The 18,663-nt window shown below is 32.8% G+C and carries 12 protein-coding genes; 7 read left to right on the forward strand and 5 right to left on the reverse strand.

Annotated elements, in window-relative coordinates; translation table 11 throughout:
- Positions 1 to 216: 216 nt before the first annotated feature.
- The 4 genes from RB619_RS17150 (at position 217) to RB619_RS17165 (ending at position 3,635) form a co-directional block, all read left to right on the forward strand.
- Entirely contained in the window at positions 217 to 555 is a 339-nt protein-coding gene (locus RB619_RS17150) for a hypothetical protein (protein ID WP_308099711.1), read from the forward strand.
- 48 nt (positions 556 to 603) lie between these two features.
- Positions 604 to 1,200 carry a DUF4240 domain-containing protein gene (locus RB619_RS17155; RefSeq protein WP_308099715.1) on the forward strand — a complete coding sequence of 199 codons (597 nt, stop codon included), beginning with the start codon at positions 604 to 606 and terminating at the stop codon, positions 1,198 to 1,200.
- Positions 1,201 to 1,828: 628 nt separating this feature from the next.
- On the forward strand, positions 1,829 to 3,253 hold the full coding sequence (locus RB619_RS17160; protein ID WP_308099719.1) for a HAMP domain-containing sensor histidine kinase: 1,425 nt from the start codon (positions 1,829 to 1,831) through the stop codon (positions 3,251 to 3,253).
- Complete coding sequence (locus tag RB619_RS17165; RefSeq protein WP_308099721.1) at positions 3,243 to 3,635, forward strand: response regulator; 393 nt, start codon at positions 3,243 to 3,245, stop codon at positions 3,633 to 3,635. The genes RB619_RS17160 and RB619_RS17165 overlap by 11 nt, the downstream gene beginning before the upstream one ends.
- A 2-nt stretch (positions 3,636 to 3,637) precedes the next feature.
- Here RB619_RS17165 and RB619_RS17170 read toward each other — a convergent pair whose 3' ends face one another.
- Positions 3,638 to 4,810: a LysM peptidoglycan-binding domain-containing protein gene (locus RB619_RS17170; RefSeq protein WP_308099723.1), complete on the reverse strand. Its 1,173-nt coding sequence runs from the start codon at positions 4,808 to 4,810 to the stop codon at positions 3,638 to 3,640.
- 243 nt (positions 4,811 to 5,053) lie between these two features.
- Here RB619_RS17170 and RB619_RS17175 point away from each other — a divergent pair, with 243 nt between their 5' ends.
- The gene (locus tag RB619_RS17175; protein WP_308099725.1) at positions 5,054 to 6,427 is read left to right on the forward strand and encodes a carboxypeptidase-like regulatory domain-containing protein; all 1,374 of its coding nucleotides are present in this window, start codon (positions 5,054 to 5,056) and stop codon (positions 6,425 to 6,427) included.
- A 75-nt stretch (positions 6,428 to 6,502) separates the two neighbouring features.
- Here the strand turns inward: RB619_RS17175 and RB619_RS17180 are convergent, their stop codons facing one another.
- Positions 6,503 to 8,767 (reverse strand): aconitate hydratase, encoded by a 2,265-nt coding sequence (locus RB619_RS17180; RefSeq protein ID WP_308099727.1) that lies wholly within the window; start codon positions 8,765 to 8,767, stop codon positions 6,503 to 6,505.
- Positions 8,768 to 8,894: 127 nt separating this feature from the next.
- Positions 8,895 to 11,666 carry a bifunctional aconitate hydratase 2/2-methylisocitrate dehydratase gene (locus tag RB619_RS17185; protein ID WP_308099729.1) on the reverse strand — a complete coding sequence of 924 codons (2,772 nt, stop codon included), beginning with the start codon at positions 11,664 to 11,666 and terminating at the stop codon, positions 8,895 to 8,897.
- Between the two features lie 425 nt (positions 11,667 to 12,091).
- On the opposite strand from RB619_RS17185, the gene RB619_RS17190 reads away from it, so the two are divergent.
- A complete protein-coding gene (locus RB619_RS17190; RefSeq protein ID WP_308099731.1) occupies positions 12,092 to 14,584 on the forward strand; it encodes an XrtN system VIT domain-containing protein in 2,493 nt (830 codons plus the stop codon).
- The gene (gene xrtN / locus RB619_RS17195) at positions 14,585 to 15,820 is read left to right on the forward strand and encodes an exosortase N (RefSeq protein WP_308099733.1); all 1,236 of its coding nucleotides are present in this window, start codon (positions 14,585 to 14,587) and stop codon (positions 15,818 to 15,820) included. It begins immediately after the preceding gene.
- A gap of 53 nt (positions 15,821 to 15,873) precedes the next feature.
- Here xrtN and RB619_RS17200 read toward each other — a convergent pair whose 3' ends face one another.
- Both RB619_RS17200 and RB619_RS17205 read right to left on the reverse strand, forming a co-directional pair.
- The gene (locus RB619_RS17200) at positions 15,874 to 16,827 is read right to left on the reverse strand and encodes a MoxR family ATPase (RefSeq protein ID WP_308099735.1); all 954 of its coding nucleotides are present in this window, start codon (positions 16,825 to 16,827) and stop codon (positions 15,874 to 15,876) included.
- A gap of 77 nt (positions 16,828 to 16,904) precedes the next feature.
- Entirely contained in the window at positions 16,905 to 18,335 is a 1,431-nt protein-coding gene (locus RB619_RS17205; RefSeq protein ID WP_308099737.1) for a peptidylprolyl isomerase, read from the reverse strand.
- Positions 18,336 to 18,663 lie beyond the last annotated feature (328 nt).

Genomic DNA, 18,663 nt, shown 5'->3' on the forward strand with positions numbered 1-18,663 from the left:
CGGTGAAATAAAAAAGTGGCAATTTAAAATCTGCCACTTTTTTTATTGAAAAAACTTTCTTATTTACGTCTTCCCGTAAGTATATAAATTTTCAACTATTTATATTTGGAAAACCAAATTAAATTTCGGCCTTCATTATAACTCTGCCAAAGGATATGATAGCCGTAAAAAGTAGTCCTTTTTTTTTAAAATTCATAACCAACCAAAAACTAACTTATGGAAACCACCCAAATTGAACCAGCGGATGTTTCAAATCATCATTACAGTTACGCAGCAAACTTGCTTGTCAACGAAAACAAATCGGCTTACGAAACCCAAATCAAACTTACAGAACAGGGATTAAGTAGCGAAGTTGCCGCCCTAATTGTGGAAAATTTAGAAATCGAAATACAGGAAGCAAAATATGAAAAGGCCAGAAAAGATATGGTTTATGGGGCACTTTGGTTTTGCGGAGGAACCATTTTAACATTTGCTGATATTGGTTTTATCTTTTGGGGCGCTATTTTATTTGGGGGCATTCAATTTTTCAAAGGAGTAATTAATGTAAATTCTTAAAATGCTTTTTCATTAAAAATGTGAAGTAATAACTAATACCAAAAACTCATGGGAATATTTGATATATTTTTTGGTAATGCAGAAAAAAACCGATGTTCTAAAATTATCAAAAACACAGATTATACAGTTTCAGAAGAACTGATGGAAGAGAATTTATTCTGGAAAATCATTCAAAAAACCAAAGACAGCTCTGGAGGCAATTTTGAAGAACAGCAAGAAGAATTAGCAAATGAACTTAGAAAACTTACAGCAGATGAATTAATTTTATTTGGCAACAGCTTTCGGAATTTGAGAGGACTAGCAAATACGTGGGAACTTTGGGGCGCTATCTACATTATTCATGGAGGTTGCAGCGATGACAGTTTTAGCGACTTTCGCGAATGGGTAATCGCACAGGGAAAAGATTTTTATTATAAAATCCTTCAGAATCCAGAATCGCTTGCAGAAATCGAAACACATTTAATAGAAGAATTTGATTGGGAAGGATTTGGTTATTTGCCAGGCGTAATCTTTGAAGAACTAACTGATCAAAAAATGCCATATCCGTTTCAGGAAAATCATATAACAACTGGAAAAGAGTGGAACGAAGACAGCGACGATTTAAAACAAATGTTTCCAAAACTTTATGCCAAGTATTCGAAATAGCATTTTGCATATCCTTGAAGACATAACCTTTTGAAATACTTTAAATTAAAAATATTTTTAATCTTTCTAAATTTATGAAATAACTTTACTTTTAAAAAACTGCAAGCAAAACTTGCAGTTTTTTTGTTTCACAATACACTCAAAAATCAAAATAAAGCTTTATTTTATTCTTACATTTTATATAAAATCATTTCTAAACAATTTTCTTCAAATAAAGATGTTACACTCCTCGAGAGTTTATCTTTTCAAAACTCCAATCGTTAAACAAAACTTTACTTTAAAAATATATTTATTCCTAAAATGATTATTAAAATCAAACTTCCTTTAATTACAAAAAGTTGATTCTAAAACTTTAACAAAAACACAATAATTTGATTTTCAATTAATTAAATAAAACAAATTCAAAATAACTAGAAAATAAAAACTTCAATGTTAAAGCGAAATATTTTTTCCTTAAATTTGAGAAGAAGGTAAAAATCATGAAATTGTTTATTTTTTATTAACATTTGTTTATCAATTATCACACATACAGAATAAGTTCCCCAAAACTTCACGACGTAGAAAAAAACATTAATCACAAGTTAATCAGACGTTTAAAACCAAATTAGTAACCTACAAAATAAGAAAAATGCAGAAGATTCAGCTTTTAAGAAAAATGCGATTTCCAAATGTCTTTGTTCTTTTGTTAATTGTATTCATTACATGTGCTCTTTTAATTTGCATCAATTTCTTTACAATCAAAATTTTATCTGCCAATAGAGCTTATGTTAATGGCGAATCACATTATTCAAAAGGCCAAAAAGACGCTGCCCGACATCTAATCACTTACCTTTATACTGGAGATCAAAACCAGTGGAAATTATATATTGAAGAATTAAGTGTACCACAAGGCGATGGAATAGCCAGAAAAACACTTTTGAAAGCAGGCGACAACCAAATTGCCCGCCAAGGTTTTCTTATTGGACGAAATCACAAAGACGACTTAGACGATCTTGTTTGGCTTTTTGTTCATTTTAAAGAAGTTTCTTTTTTAGCGAAAGCGATTCATGAATGGGAAGAAGGTGACAAATTAATCTTCAAATTATTTGTAATTGGAACTGAAATCGACGCAAAAATCAAACACAATTCACTAACTGCTATAGAACAGCGTAATTTTCTTGAACAAATAAGCGTTATAAGCGACAAACTCACCGTCAACGAACGTAATTTTTCGAATACACTGGGCGCTGGGACCCGCAAAATAAAAGATTTGCTGATTATCACCAACATTCTTTTCATCCTTATTATTGTCTGCAGCATCTGTCTATATTATTCTATAATGGTAAAGCGCTTGCTTGTTTCAAAAAAAGAGACCGAAGTTAAAAACGAAAATTTGATTCTGGTAAATCATGAACTCGATTGCTTTGTTTACAGTGCATCACATGATTTAAGATCTCCTATTACCTCATTGAAAGGCTTGATAAAAATTACTCAACTAGAAGATAATGTTTTGCAGATTAAAGATTACCTCAATTTGATGGAGCAAAGTCTAGCAAAACAAGATCAATTTATAAGCGACATTATTGATTATTCTAAAAACAAACGCGCTCAAATCATTATGGAACCAGTGAGTTTAAGGGAATTATTTGAAGAAGCCATTTCTCAATTGATGCATATTGAAAATGCCAGCAGAATTAAATTCACTAAAGAACTACTAGTTGATCAAATTCACAGTGACAGTTTAAGATTGAAAATTATCATCTCAAATTTACTTTCAAATGCTATAAAATATGCCGATGCCAACAAACAAGAAATGCTTATATCTATTAAAACTTCAGTAAATGATGGATTTAATAAAATTGAAGTAACTGACAACGGAATTGGAATTAAAGAGGAATTTAAAGATAATATTTTTGAAATGTATTTTGGAACAAACAAAAACAAAGGATCTGGTTTAGGACTTTATATTGTAAAAGAAGCAGTTGAAAACATTAAAGGAAACATATCTGTAAGCTCACAAACTGAAATAGGAAGTAAATTTGTCGTAACAATACCAAACTATTATGCCACTTAACCCAACATTTTTATTAATTGAAGATAATTTAATTGACCAGCTAGTCATTAAACAATTATTTAAAAAAGTACTTGATATAGACGAAGTGCATCTTGCCAACAATGGCAAAGAGGGACTTCAATGGCTTTTTTACAATTTAGAAACCTGCACGCCTTTGATTATCCTTCTCGATATTCAAATGCCTATTATGAATGGTTTCGATTTTTTGAAGACATTCGATCAATTTGATGAAAAATACAAAAACGACATTCAAATTTATGTTCTTTCATCAACACTAGATCCAGATGAAATCAATGAGATCAAAAAAAATAAATATATTCGAAAAATGCTTGGGAAGCCTTTTCCTATTGAAGAATTTAAAGAAAACTTTTTCTCTGAATAAAACTATAGCTTTTTACTTTCTTCTTCCAAAATTCGGTTAACCTGCGAAAAGGCTCTTTCGTAATAAGGCTCTTTTGTTGAAGAAATCATAACACCACCGTGAGTTGAAGAATGAACAAATTTAATTTCACCTTCAGTTACTTCTACAACCATTCCCACGTGATTAATATGGCGACGTCCGTTTGTTTTAAAGAAAATCAGATCGCCTTTCTGCGCCGCATCAGAATTGACTTTGCTTCCAATTCGAGATTGTTCAATTGAGCTTCTAGGCAATTTAATATCAAAGTTTCCAAACGTACAAAACATCAAACCAGAACAGTCAAAACCAGCTTTTGTTGTACCTCCTGACCGATAACGAGTTCCAATGTTTTGGGTAGCATTTAAAATTAAGAGATCAATCAATTCTGAGTGATTACTTACTCGAACCATTGCCGAATCGGTTTTCACATTCGTATTATCCGCTATTTGCGTATTTTCTTCCTGAATTGGTTTTACTTCATTTGCAGTTTGAACTGAATTTAATGCCGCGGCATCTGCTTTTTCTTTAGAAGTTTTAATTTTTAAAACATATCCTACTGGAAGTTTACCTTTAATAAAAGGATTTTGTTTTTCTAATTCGGCAACCGTTAATCCATATTTCTTTGCGATTGCATATTTAGTTTCTTTTGGCTGAACCTCAACTACAACCTCAACATCTGTAGAATTTTCAGTAATTTGAGGAGTGTTTTCAGCAATTACAGCTGCATTTGAAGGAATATTTATTCGTTGTCCAATCTTTAATCCTTCGCTTTCAAGCGTTGGATTTGCTTTTTTTAATTCGTCAACTGAAACATTATATTTTTTTGAAATTCCCCAAAGTGTTTCTTTTGGTTGAACCTCATGAGAATCAGTATTAGCAATTCCAATTTTATCAGCAGGTTTTACAACCGAATCTTTGTTATCAGAAGGCTTTACAGTGACTGATTTATTACTGTTTGGAATCAATAAAATCGAATTAAGTTTCAGTATTTTTGGTGCATCCGGATTTGCATCGATAATGTCTTTTGGCTTTACTCCGTATTTTTTCGCAATAACGGTAATATTTTCTCCTTTCGAAATTTTATGTTTGATGTATTTTTCTTGAGAAAAAACACCAACACTAAAAAAAAACATCAGTATTAATAATCTATAGGTCATCCTTTATCATTTTATCTATCGCATTTTTTGAACTTTCGTATCTTTAAAACTCAAAAAAAGCTATTTTGTTATTTGGGGCAAGGCGAATTTAACTTTTTAAAGTAAAAAAAGCACAATTTTTAACAACTAATTTCATCCAAATTAACATCTTCGGCATAAAAATTGAGCCAACTTTTTGAAATGCAGTTTTTTACATAATTCCCATAATTAAAGTTTTAATAGTAACTTAACATTCAAAAACTTGTGAAAAAATTACTCTTCGTTTTTCTTCTAATCCCATTATTATCTTCTGCACAAATTCCAAAGGGAATTGTAAGCACAGTAAATAATGAGCCTCTTGAGGGGGTAAATGTTTTTGCTTTATCAAGCAAAATAGGAACTGTAACCAATAAAAAAGGAGAGTTTTCAACGCTTTCTTTTTCAAATCTCAAAGCCGACGAAATTATAGAATTCTCGCATATTGGCTACACCACAACACGATTTTCATTGCGCTATTTAGCAAAACACAAATTCAAAATCCATCTTGAAGAAAGCATCGAAAATTTATCAGGAGTAACAATTGCCCCTAATGCAAAACCAATTACAAGTCTTTTGTTCAAGAACTTAAGCCCTTTAAAAAATCCTATTTTTTCTTTTGGATCTATTTTGAAAGATGGCAAAATTTACGTTAGTGGTGGCGATGCTTATTCTGAAATTGATTATTTAGAAAGGGGCCGAACATTAAAAGCCGCTTACAACATGGATGACTATCTCGTGGAACCTGCTAAACCTAAAAGGCACTATAAAAAATATCTTTCTATTTACGACATTGGAACTGACACCTGGGAAACTTCCAAATTAAACTTAAAAGCACGAGGCTATCACAACCTCCATTACTACAATAATTTGATCTATGTTTTGGGAGGAAAAAGAATTTTGGTCAATTCAATAAGCAGTTGGGAATATCTGGAAGATCAAATTGAGGTTATAGATCTTGACAAACCAACCATTAAATTAGATAATACCAATCCACATCAGGCTGTAGATTTTGCTTCATTTACTTATAAAGACAATATTATTGTAATGGGCGGTTCTTTAAAAAGATCCGAGAAAGACAAAAAAGAATTTACCAATAAAGTGCATCTGTACAATATTACATCAGGAAATTGGTATGAACTTGAACCTATGCCAACCGCAAAAGAAACTACTGGTATTTTGATTAATGATAAAATCTATCTCATTGGCGGAAATGATGGAAAAGCGATTTCTGAAATTGAAACTTTTGATTTAATAACTGAAAAATGGGAAACTGAAGGTCAATTATTTTCAGAATTAGAAAGACCAGCGATTACTTATCATGAAAACATTATTTATTTTTTTGAAGACCAAAAAATGTATGCCTACAATATAAAAACCAAACAATTAAAAGAATATGATATTGATATTCAATTGAAATATACTGCCATGCATTATTATAATGACAAATTGTATCTTTTAGGAGGACGTTTTGAAAACAGCTACTCCAAAATACCTTCTTCAAAAGTATTTAGTATTGATTTAGAGGAATTTAAAAACACTAGACCAAGCCGAATTAAAATTTTAGGGCAAGAGAAAAATTTAGCCAAATCAAACTATTAATTTTATTTTCGGATCTTAGTAAAAAAAATGCTCTGTGAAAACAGAGCATTTTTTTATATAATTGAACTTTAAAATTTAAGCTTTTCCAGCCGCAATCAAGTTTAATGCAGAACCAGCAACAAACCAGCCAATTTGACCTGCGTTGTAAGTATGGTTTGCCAAGATAATATCTTTTGTCCCATCGGCGTGAACAAACTCTAACGTTAATGGTTTTCCTGGAGCGAACTCAGTCAAATCAGTAAAGTTAATAGTATCATTTTCTTGGATTTTATCATAATCTGCTTCATTGGCAAAAGTCAATCCCAAAAGACCTTGTTTTTTAAGATTTGTTTCGTGGATACGAGCAAAAGATTTTACTAAAACCGCTTTAACTCCCAAGAAACGAGGCTCCATTGCAGCGTGCTCACGAGATGAACCTTCACCATAATTGTGGTCTCCCACAACGATAGACGGAACCCCAGCTGCTTTGTAGGCACGAGCAACAGCAGGAACAGCATCGTATTCTCCTGTTAATTGATTTTTAACCGAGTTTGTTTTTTGATTGTAAGCATTTACAGCACCAATCAACATATTATTAGAAATATTATCTAAATGTCCACGGAAACGAAGCCATGGTCCAGCCATAGAAATATGATCCGTTGTACATTTTCCAAAAGCTTTGATCAATAGTTTTGCACCTGTAATATTTTTTCCGTCCCAAGCATCAAACGGAGCCAATAATTGCAAACGTTCTGATGTAGGATTAACTACAACCTGAACTCCTGAACCATCTGCTGCCGGAGCTTGAAATCCCGGATCTTCAGCATAGAAACCTTTAGCAGGAAGCTCATCTCCTGTTGGAGCATCCAGCATTACTTCTTCTCCATCTTCATTAATTAGCTTATCTGTTAATGGATTGAAACCTAAATCACCAGCAATCGCCATTGCAGTTACCAATTCTGGAGACCCCACAAAAGCAAGTGTATTCGGGTTACCATCCGCACGTTTTGAGAAATTACGGTTGAAAGAGTGCACAATTGTATTTCTTTCTTCTTTTTCTGCTCCTTCTCTGTCCCACATACCAATACATGGTCCGCAGGCGTTGGCAAAAACAGTTGCGCCAATTTTATGAAAAGTATCAATAAATCCGTCTCTTTCAATAGTCGAACGAACTACTTCAGAACCCGGAGTAATGGTAAATTCTGCTTTTGTTTTTAAGTTTTTATCTGCTACTTGTTTAGCTAAAGAAGCTGCACGAGAAATATCTTCATAAGAAGAGTTTGTACAAGAACCTATTAAACCAACCTGAATTTGCAATGGCCAGTTATTTTTGATTGCCTCTTCTTTCATTTTAGAAATTGGCGTAGCTAAATCTGGTGTAAAAGGACCATTTAAATGTGGCTCTAATTGAGATAAATTGATTTCAATTACTTGATCAAAATATTGTTCCGGATTTGCATAAACTTCTGGATCTCCAGTTAAGTATGAAGCTACTTTATCTGCAGCATCGGCAACATCGGCTCTGTTTGTTGAACGCAAGTAACGGCTCATTGAGTCATCATAACCAAAAGTTGAAGTTGTCGCTCCAATTTCGGCACCCATATTACAAATTGTTCCTTTACCAGTACAAGACATTGCGGTTGCACCTTCGCCAAAATATTCAACAATAGCACCAGTCCCTCCTTTTACAGTAAGAATTCCAGCCACTTTAAGAATTACATCTTTTGGAGCTGTCCATCCTGATAATTTACCAGTCAATTTAACTCCAATTAATTTTGGAAATTTAAGCTCCCATGCCATTCCAGACATAACATCAACAGCATCGGCACCACCAACACCAATCGCTACCATTCCTAAGCCTCCAGCATTTACAGTATGAGAATCGGTACCAATCATCATCCCACCTGGGAAAGCGTAGTTTTCAAGTACTACTTGGTGAATAATTCCGGCTCCTGGTTTCCAGAAACCAATTCCGTATTTATTAGAAACTGACGATAAGAAATCGAAAACCTCATTACTTTGCGTTTTTGCTCGGGCCAAATCGGTTGCAGCGTCAACTTTTGCCTGAATCAAGTGATCGCAGTGCACCGTTGTTGGAACAGCCACTTTAGATTTTCCGGCATGCATAAACTGCAATAATGCCATTTGAGCTGTTGCATCCTGACACGCAACACGGTCTGGTGCAAAATCAACATAATCAACTCCTCTTCCAAACGCCTGAGTTGGATTTCCATCCCAAAGGTGATTGTATAAAATTTTCTCTGTTAATGTAAGTGGACGTCCAACAATCTCTCGTGCTTTATCAACACGATTTGGCATGTTTTCGTACACTTTTTTAATCATTTCGATATCAAAAGCCATAAGTCCTATATTATTTTTTGTTTTTTTATTTTATTTTGAACATGACAAGTTACAAAAAATAGGAGAGTTAAAAAAGAAAAAGCCCGAGTTTATCACTCGGGCTTTTGATATATTAATAATCGTAAGATTACATTACTAACGATTTATTAGAAGGTGCAAATTTAGTCAAGTTAATACCTTCAACTGCTGTTGTATATTCAGCTAATGTTGGAGTTCTACCCAAAATTGTAGATAAAACTACAACTGGTGTAGAAGAAAGCAATGACTCTCCTTTTTTACCTTCAGTATCTTCTACAACTCTTCCTTGGAAAAGACGCGTTGAAGTTGCCATAACAGTATCTCCTTTTGCCGCTTTTTCTTGGTTACCCATACAAAGGTTACAACCTGGACGCTCTAAATACAACATGTTTTCGTATTCTGTACGTGCTGCGCCTTTTGGAGCATTATCGTCGAATTCGAAACCTGAATATTTTTGTAAAACTTCCCAGTCACCTTCTGCTTTTAATTCATCTACAATATTGTAAGTTGGAGGAGCAACCACAAGAGGAGCATTAAATTCTACTTTTCCTGTTTGTGCTTCTACGTTTTTCAACATTTGAGCAAGGATTTTCATATCTCCTTTGTGAACCATACAAGATCCAATAAATCCAAGATCTACTTTTTTCTCTCCACCGTAGAAAGATAAAGGTCTAATCGTATCGTGAGTATATCTTTTTGAAACGTCAGCATTATTTACGTCTGGATCAGCGATCATTGGCTCAGAAATCTGATCCAAATCAACTACAACTTCAGCATAATATTTAGCATTTGCATCTGGAGTTAAAGCCGGTTTTTCAGCCGATTTAATTTCAGTAATTCTTTTATCTGCTTTGTTGATCAATCCTTGAAGAACGTGTTTCTCGTTATCCATTCCTTTATCGATCATGATTTGGATTCTGCCTTTAGCAATTTCCAATGATTCGATTAAAGTATCATCTTCAGAAATACAGATAGAAGCTTTTGCTTTCATTTCTGCAGTCCAGTCAGTAAATGTAAAGGCTTGGTCAGCAGTTAATGTTCCAATGTGAACCTCAATGATTCTTCCTTGGAAAACATTTTCTCCTCCAAATTGGTGAAGCATTTGCGCTTGAGTAGCATGAACCACATCACGGAAGTCCATATACCCTTTCATATCTCCTTTGAAAGTTACTTTTACAGATTCTGGAATTGGCATAGAAGCTTCTCCAGTAGCCAATGCAAGAGCAACAGTTCCTGAGTCAGCACCAAAAGCAACACCTTTTGACATTCTTGTATGAGAGTCACCACCAATAATGATAGCCCACTCGTCAATAGTAATATCGTTAAGTACTTTGTGGATTACGTCAGTCATTGAATGATAAACACCTTTTGGATCACGAGCTGTGATCAAACCAAAATCGTTCATGAATTTCATCAATTTAGGAATATTAGCCTGCGCTTTTTTGTCCCAAACCGAAGCAGTGTGACAACCTGATTGGTAAGCACCATCAACGATTGGTGAAATTACCGTTGCAGCCATAGACTCTAATTCCTGAGCAGTCATAAGACCTGTAGTATCTTGAGAACCTACAATGTTAACTTCTACACGAACATCAGATCCCGCGTGCAATACTTTACCTGGAGCGATACCAACTGCATTTTTGTTGAAGATTTTTTCAACTGCAGTAAGACCTTGTCCTTCGTACGAAACCTCTTTTGATGGAGCATATACTAACGGAGCTTCAACATTTAAAATTTTCGCTGCTAATGTTTGAAGTTTTTTACCAAAAACAATAGCGTATGAACCACCAGCCTTAATAAATTCCATTTTCTGAGGTGTAAATGCCTTAGAAATATCAATTAATTCCTGATCGCCGTTATATAATTTTTTCTCTTTAATGTTAATTGTCAAAACAGTTCCTGTAGCAACAGAGTAGGTTTGCTCTAGAATTGGTTCGTCATTTTCGTTACGAATAACATTTCCTTCTGCATCAACTTTCTTAACCCAGTTTTTAAGGTCTAAGCCAATACCACCAGTAACGTCAACAGTTGTAAGGAAAATTGGAGAAATTCCGTTTGTTCCACCAACAATTGGAGCAATGTTAACGAATGGAATGTATGGACTTGATTGTTTTCCTGTCCAAAGTGCCACGTTATTTACACCTGACATTCTTGAAGATCCTACACCCATTGTTCCTTTTTCAGCAATCAACATCACACTTGCGTCAGGATGTTGTGCTTGAAGTGCTCTAATTTCCTGTTGTGCTTGAGGCGTAATCATACATTGTCCGTGAAGTTCACGATCTGAACGCGAGTGCGCTTGATTGCCCGGAGAAAGTAAATCTGTCGAAATATCTCCTTCACCAGCGATAAAAGTAACCACTTTAATTTCGTCAGCTACTTCTGGTAATTTTGTAAAGAATTCTGCTTGCGCATAACTCTCAAGGATTTCTTTAGCAACTTCATTATTATTTTTGAATGCCTCTACTAAACGATCCGTATCTGCTTCGTAAAGGAAAACTTGTGTTTTAAGAACTTTTGCAGCTTCTTTGGCAATTGCACCATCATTACCTAAAGCTAAATCTAGCAAAACCTTAATAGAAGGTCCGCCTTTCATATGAGATAATAATTCAAAAGCAAAAGCTGGAGTAATTTCTTTTACTACAGACTCACCAAGAATAATCTCTTTTAAAAACTTCGCTTTTTCACCAGCTGCGCTTGTAGTACCTGGCAAAGTATTGTAAATAAAAAACTTAAGAGAATCCTCTCTATATTCATTATCTAAATCTTTAATTTGAGCAATGATTTCGCTTAATAATTCAGCTCCATCAATTGGCTTTGGGTGAAGTCCTTGGCCTTTTCTTTCTTCAATTTCGTTAATGTAATCTTTGTAAGTATTCATAATATATTAGAAGTATTTTTTTTTGTACGCAAATTTAGAGATTAAAGGTGAGAATTAAAAAGAATATAATGAAAGTCGCCTTTTCAAAAATTATTATTGCTAAAAAACGATTTTCACTGCTTGTTTTTGCCAAAATATCAATTTTGTATTAAAAAAATGAATTATTGATATTTTAAAATCTTTTCATTAACAAAGTCGAAATTTGTTGTTATAAACTAAGTGAGATTTTACTTCTATTTTCGCAAAGAATAGTTCTAAATAAGAAATTATAACGTTATAGTTGTCTTTTTTTCGTCTTTAAAAAGGCTTTTTCAGAGCTAAAAATTTACACAAAATTTTCGTCAAAAAAATAAAATAAAAAAAATCTGATTTTTCAAATATTCTATTAACTTTGTATCTCAAAGTACTTTTTAAAAAATATAACTATGAAATACAAACTAGAAATTTTAGATTATTATTCGCAAAAATCAGGCTTGCAAATTAGCCTCCTTGTGACACTATTTAGTACAATATTTATGATTTGCGCACTCACTTCAAAAGAATTCTCTTATCGTGAATACGAATCTGTCGGATCGATAAGTTTGATTATTGAATTTATTTACGGAGTTGTGGTATCATTTCTTATTCTAAGAAAAAGAGAAGAATATCTTCACCTAGTTCCGTTTTTGATGCTCAACTGGCTTATTGGCTGTTTTAGTTTAAATGTTTTTATTCCAGTTTTTCAACATTTGCCTGTTTGGGTGTATGTAACCACTTTTGTGTTTTGCATCACTAATTTTTTTCTTTACCAAAACGACATTAAAGGTCCGCGCACTTATCTATTTTATTTTATTAATGGGGCCACATTCTGGATTATATTTTACTTCGCTTTATTTCTCATTCCTGTACTTCCCTATTCTTTTATCGGAATATTGGCTTTGGGAATGGGGTTCTACGGAATGGTTCCTGCCATAATTTTAGTCATTCATTTGCTGACTGTTATTTTGCATTTACCCAAAAACAGGCCTTATTATCTTTCTTTTAGTGCTGGATTTTCGATCGTGCTTGTCGGTTTTTTAATTTTTACCGCTGGCTTAGTTATCGAAAGCAAAAAAATAGCTCAAATTGTAAAAATAAATTCCTTCGAAAACAATACAGATTTACCGGCTTACATTTCGGTTTCTCAGAATATAAAACCTAATTTTTTTAATGAAATTCTACTAAAGAAAGGCCTTGTATACATCAATACAGATAACTTCTTTTCGTTTGACCGTTTTAATTCCTTCAGCAATCAGCAATTCAATGGAAACAAAGTTCATAATCCTTTTATTGGTCTTGCCTATTTAGTTTGCGATGATCTTGGTTTAGATAATGATGACAAAATCAATATTCTGAAATCGAATTTTGATAAACGATTAGAAACAGAAGAACAATTATGGAGCGGTGAAGATTTATTTACGAGAAGCATTAAAGAAGATATAAAACTATATCCTGACTCTCGATTAGCTTATACCGAAATTACTATGAAAATTGCCAGCGAAAAATCATGGCAGAACCGAGAAGCTATTTACTCTTTTCAATTACCCGAAGGTTCTGTTGCCACTTCTCTTTCATTATGGGTTAATGGAGTTGAACGCAAAGGTGTTTTGACAACTAAAGAAAAAGCTAAAAAAGCCTACAAACAAATTGTGGGCGTAGAATACCGAGATCCTTCATTAATGCAATGGAAAGAAGGAAATAAGGTTGTACTTCGCGTTTTTCCAATCAATTATAAAACTCCAAGAACATTTAAATGCGGTTTTACAACTCCGCTAAAAGTCGAAGACAGCCAAATGAAATACCAAAGTCTTTCTATAAAAGGGCCAAATATTTCGAATGCAGAAACTATTTCAAGAATACAAATTACTGGAAATTCTACAGTAGAAACCAGTAAAAATTTCGAGTTTGAAAAAGGATTTTATATGAACCAATCAAAAGGACTGGACGATTGGGAAGCAACACTGCCATTAAGTAAAATCAATCCTAATTCATTTACCTGGAAAGGAAAAGCTTACGAAGTCAAAGCCATTCAAAAAACTGTAATTCCTTTTACTCCTTCTGAAATTATTTTGGATTTAAACAGTAATTGGACAACAAAACAAATAGAATCATTTGTCAATCTTGATCAGCAAAATGTTTACGTTTATGTAAATGGACAAAAAAAGAAAATAGACAAAGAGAATTTTAAAGCCATTCAATTAGATTTTGAAGATTCTCAATACACATTATTGCCTCTTTATAAATTGGCTATAAACAGTTTAGTCATTACAAAATCGGGAACTTTCTCTGCCAATTTTGAAGAGCTTGAAGAATCAGAATATCTAAAGAAAATTAAATCAAGAACTAAACAAAGAAACATCAAAGTCATCAATATCAGTGGGGATATTAATCCGTTTTGGCAGACTGCTAAAGAACAAAAATACGTTGACTTTTTTCAAAGCAGTTTGGATAATTCTTTGGAGATAATCAAAAAACATCAATTTCCTGTATACAAAACAGACCAAAATAGCATAAATATCGAACCTTCTCAAGTCTCAATTAGTGAAAATACTCCAAGCCAAAATTCAAAAAATAATGGCCCAAATCACATTTACAGAATGTACGCTTTTGGAAAAGTTCTCGAAGAGCAGGTGAAAATTCAAAATGATACTTTGGCCAATAATCAATATGTTGAATTAGCTAAAGATGCCAATATTGTAACACCAATTTCGTCACTGATTGTTCTGGAAACTGATGAAGATTACAAAAACAACGGAATCGATAAAAATGTAAACACTTTAGGAAATGCTTCAATAAATAATGACGGAGCAGTTCCTGAGCCTCATGAATGGCTTTTGATTATTATTGGAACTGCAACATTGTATTTCTATTACCGAAAAAATAAAAAACAAGCAGTATAAATGAATCTACTACTGAAATATAAAAAAACTTCTCTCCTGCTGATTGCCTGCTGTCTTTTGCTTTTAAACTACAGCATAATTTCAGCAGGACTTACTACTAATTTGTTTGGGATTTTAGCTTCAATTGGGCTATTTTTTATCGGAAGCCGTAAAACGACTTTCAATATAAGTTATCCGCTTTTTGCATTAATTTTTATGTTAGAATTTATAAGCTATCGTTTGCATACTAAATCATTGCATCTTTTAGCTTTGGCATTATTTATTTGTTTATTGTATTACAGTTTCACACAAAAATTTTCATTTATTGCTTTGATTTGTATTTTGTTGTTCTCATCGGTATTCAGTACTTTTTTCGATTACATGACAACCGAAATAAAACAAGTTCTTTGCTATTATGTTTATATCGTTTTAAAGAATTTCATTTCAATTGACAAGATAGAAGGCGTCAATTTTTATATCGATAATGCAAAAATTACAGTCGACACAGCATGTATGGGCTTGTCTATGTTTAAAACCGGATTGCTTGCGGGCGCTGTTATTTTAACTTTAGAAGAAAAGAAACAGTCAAAATATTTCAATATTGTTCAGATTATTATTTTTTGTGGTATTGTAATTATTCTGAATATTATTTCGAACTACTTCAGAATCATTACGCTGATTTTGTTTCAATGCACGCAGGAAAACACTCTGCATCATACAATTGGAGTTTTATGTTTCGTATTTTATCAAATTGTTCCAATGCTCATTCTAATCCGATTTTTTAAACCGAAAACTGAAGAAACTCAAATAAAAAAACAACAGAATACTATTTTCACTATTGTTTTAGCAACTGCAATTTTATTCGCAACCAGTTTTGAAATAAAAAAAATACTGCCCAACAATTTGCTTGAAAATCTAAGTCCCGAGTATTCCGTTCAAAATGGAACTTGGGTAAATAGTGAAGTTTTTAAAATTTCAATTCCAAATAAACTGATTTATATTAAAACTCCAGCTCATAATCCGTTAGTCTGCTGGACAGGAAATGGCTATAAAATTATCGAGAAGAAAGAAACTTACAAAGGAAACGAAAAGATATGGAAGGTAAAAATGGAGAAAAACAACATTCAATACTACTCATACTGGTGGTACGAATGCGATTCAAATAAATACACTTCTCTTCCTGAAGTTCTTTTAATCAAACTCTTCACCAATAAATCGGTTCGACTGATTAATGAAACAACTAAAATGCATCAATAAAAAAAGCTTGACAAAATTTTAACTTTGTCAGGCTTTCTCATAAAATATAATAGTTACAACAGCTTCTGAATAATAACTTCTTCTGTTATTCCTTCAGCATCTGCTTTGTAGTTTTTAATAATTCTGTGTCTTAAAATTCCAACTGCAACTGCTTTAACATCTTCAATATCCGGAGAAAATTTACTGTTAAAAGCCGCATGTGCTTTTGCTGCTAAAATTAAATTTTGAGAAGCTCTCGGTCCCGCACCCCAATCTAAATAATTTTTCACAAAATCATTTGCCAACTTATTATCTGGACGTGTTTTACTTACTAATGTAACGGCATATTCAATTACATTATCTGCTACCGGAATTCTGCGAATCAAATGTTGAAAATCAATAATTTCCTGAGCTGAAAATAATGCATTAATTGTTGTTTTAACGTCAGATGTTGTACGTTTTACAACCTGAACTTCCTCCTCAAAAGTTGGATATTCTAATTTGATCGCAAACATAAAACGGTCTAACTGTGCTTCTGGCAACGGATACGTTCCTTCCTGCTCAATTGGGTTTTGAGTTGCCAAAACAAAATAAGGCAAATCTAATTTGTAATTCTGTCCGGCAATGGTTACAGAACGTTCCTGCATTGCTTCAAGCAAAGCGGCCTGCGTTTTTGGCGGTGTCCTGTTGATCTCATCGGCCAAAATAATATTAGAGAAAATTGGTCCTTTTATGAATTTGAATTGTCTGTTTTCATCTAAAATTTCACTTCCTAAAATATCCGAAGGCATTAAATCTGGCGTAAACTGAATTCTTTTAAAATCTAAACCTAATGCTTGAGACAAAGTGTTTATCATTAACGTTTTTGCCAAACCTGGAACACCAATTAACAAAGCATGTCCTCCTGAAAATATACACAGCAAAATTTGATCAACTACTGCATCTTGGCCTACAATTATTTTTGCTATTTCTGATTTTAACTCGTTTCGTTTTTGAACTAAATTATGAATTGCTGTTACGTCAGACATTTAAGTATGTTTTTAAATTAAAAAAGAGTTAGCTCTATGGATTCATAAAACTAACTCTTTTATTTATTTAATAAAAATTATTTTTTCAGCCAATTATTAGCAAAATTACATTGTCTGTATTCGCCAATAATTTTAATGTAAGTATCTTTAATCTTAGCATCAAACCATTTTGCGATTGCTTCAATTTGTTTTTCTTTTAATGCTAAATCTTTAATTTTTGTATAATCCATTGCATAATCAGCGGTATGTTCATTAATTCTGTTTGTAACCGTGATTATTTTATACGTTTTTTTACTGCTTTTTTCATCTACATTTAAAAGTGGCTGAGAAACTTCGGCATCTTTCAAATTCGAAACTTGGCTATATAATTGCGGATCCATTTTAGTTAATTCAAAACGTGTATCCTGAGTATTAGGATTTACTAATGTACCTCCATTTGCTCTTGTTTCTTTTTCATCAGATTCTGTTCTTGCAGCATCTGCAAATGTAACCTCTTTACTTATAATCTTATTACGAATGTTCGTGATTCTTTCTTTTGCCTCTTTCAATGCAGCTTCAGAAACAGTTGGCGAAATCAAAATATGACGCAATTCAACTTCCTGACCTTTAATTTTGTCAACCATTATAATATGAAATCCATAAATGGTTTCAAAAGGTTGTGAAATTTCACCTTCTTGCAAACTAAAAGCGACATCTTTAAACTCTTTCAAAAAAGGAGTTTTTCTTGTCATTTTATAATAACCTCCGTTAGAAGATGATCCTGGATCTTGCGAATACAAAACAGCTTTTGTTGCAAAACTCGAACCATTTATAACATCTTGACGAATTGCATTTAATCTATCAATTACCTTTTGCTTGTCTTCTTTTGAAACTTTTGGTTCAACAACAATTTGTGCTACTTCCATTTCAGCTCCAAAAGTTGGCAATTCCTCTTTTGGTATTTTCTTAAAGAAATTACGAACTTCCTCAGGAGTAATTTCAACCTCTTTAATGATTTTGTCTCTCATTTCTGAAGCTAATTTTTGCTCTTTTAAGATGTCTGCAAAATACGTTTTGAATTCTTCAACAGAACTTTTCTTGTAGTATTCAACCACTTTATTAATATCTCCAACCTGTTTTACCATATAGTTCAAACGGTCTTCCATCATCCCTCTAACCTCGGCATCACTAACAATAATACTATCTTGAATCGCTTGGTGAGCGTACAATTTATCTTCTAAAAGTTTACCCAACATTTGGCATCTTGTAATATCTTTTACAGAACCTCCTTGGGCTGTAATTTCTAAAAAGCCTTTATCAATATCTGAATCTAAAACAATATAATCTCCAACGGTAGCAATAATACCGTCAATTTTTTGTCTTCCAACAGGGACTTCAGCTGGTTTTTGCGCTACAGCATCTGGAATAATCTCCTGCGCTGAAACCATTGAGCTGAAAAAAAGTAAAAAACACATTGTCAATACAAGCTTGTAATCAATTGTTTTTAGCTGTAATTTTTTTAATAACATTATTTTAGATTTAATTTAAATGTAAAGATCTTGTTTTTAGAATTATCGTTTTTTAAAAAACTAAACCCCTAATCGTCCTATTTTAAAAGCGAAACTTCCAAAGCAGTAAACAATTAAACTCTAGCTCTTTTGCTTATAACGAACAAAAATAACAATTCAATTACATAATACAACTATCGCCTATACTATTAACAAAAAATTATAGAGATTATCTTTTAATTTAAAAATGAGAAACGGTTTTTCATCGATTAAATTATGGAAACAAGAAATAGATAATTACTTGAAACTATTTTTTCTCTAAAAATGCAAGCCTTTAATTATAAGCGCT

It is taken from the genome of Flavobacterium sp. LHD-80 (assembly GCF_030929605.1).
Classification (GTDB): Bacteria; Bacteroidota; Bacteroidia; order Flavobacteriales; family Flavobacteriaceae; genus Flavobacterium.

Bases quoted from the DNA above. Each gene is read 5' to 3' on its own strand.
- RB619_RS17150 (WP_308099711.1), top strand. From the start codon at position 217: ATGGAAACCACCCAAATTGAACCAGCGGATGTTTCAAATCATCATTAC.
- RB619_RS17155 (WP_308099715.1), top strand. From the start codon at position 604: ATGGGAATATTTGATATATTTTTTGGTAATGCAGAAAAAAACCGATGT.
- RB619_RS17160 (WP_308099719.1), top strand. From the start codon at position 1,829: ATGCAGAAGATTCAGCTTTTAAGAAAAATGCGATTTCCAAATGTCTTT.
- RB619_RS17165 (WP_308099721.1), top strand. From the start codon at position 3,243: ATGCCACTTAACCCAACATTTTTATTAATTGAAGATAATTTAATTGAC.
- RB619_RS17170 (WP_308099723.1), bottom strand. From the start codon at position 4,810: ATGACCTATAGATTATTAATACTGATGTTTTTTTTTAGTGTTGGTGTT.
- RB619_RS17180 (WP_308099727.1), bottom strand. From the start codon at position 8,767: ATGGCTTTTGATATCGAAATGATTAAAAAAGTGTACGAAAACATGCCA.
- RB619_RS17185 (WP_308099729.1), bottom strand. From the start codon at position 11,666: ATGAATACTTACAAAGATTACATTAACGAAATTGAAGAAAGAAAAGGC.
- RB619_RS17190 (WP_308099731.1), top strand. From the start codon at position 12,092: ATGAAATACAAACTAGAAATTTTAGATTATTATTCGCAAAAATCAGGC.
- xrtN (WP_308099733.1), top strand. From the start codon at position 14,585: ATGAATCTACTACTGAAATATAAAAAAACTTCTCTCCTGCTGATTGCC.
- RB619_RS17200 (WP_308099735.1), bottom strand. From the start codon at position 16,827: ATGTCTGACGTAACAGCAATTCATAATTTAGTTCAAAAACGAAACGAG.
- RB619_RS17205 (WP_308099737.1), bottom strand. From the start codon at position 18,335: ATGTTATTAAAAAAATTACAGCTAAAAACAATTGATTACAAGCTTGTA.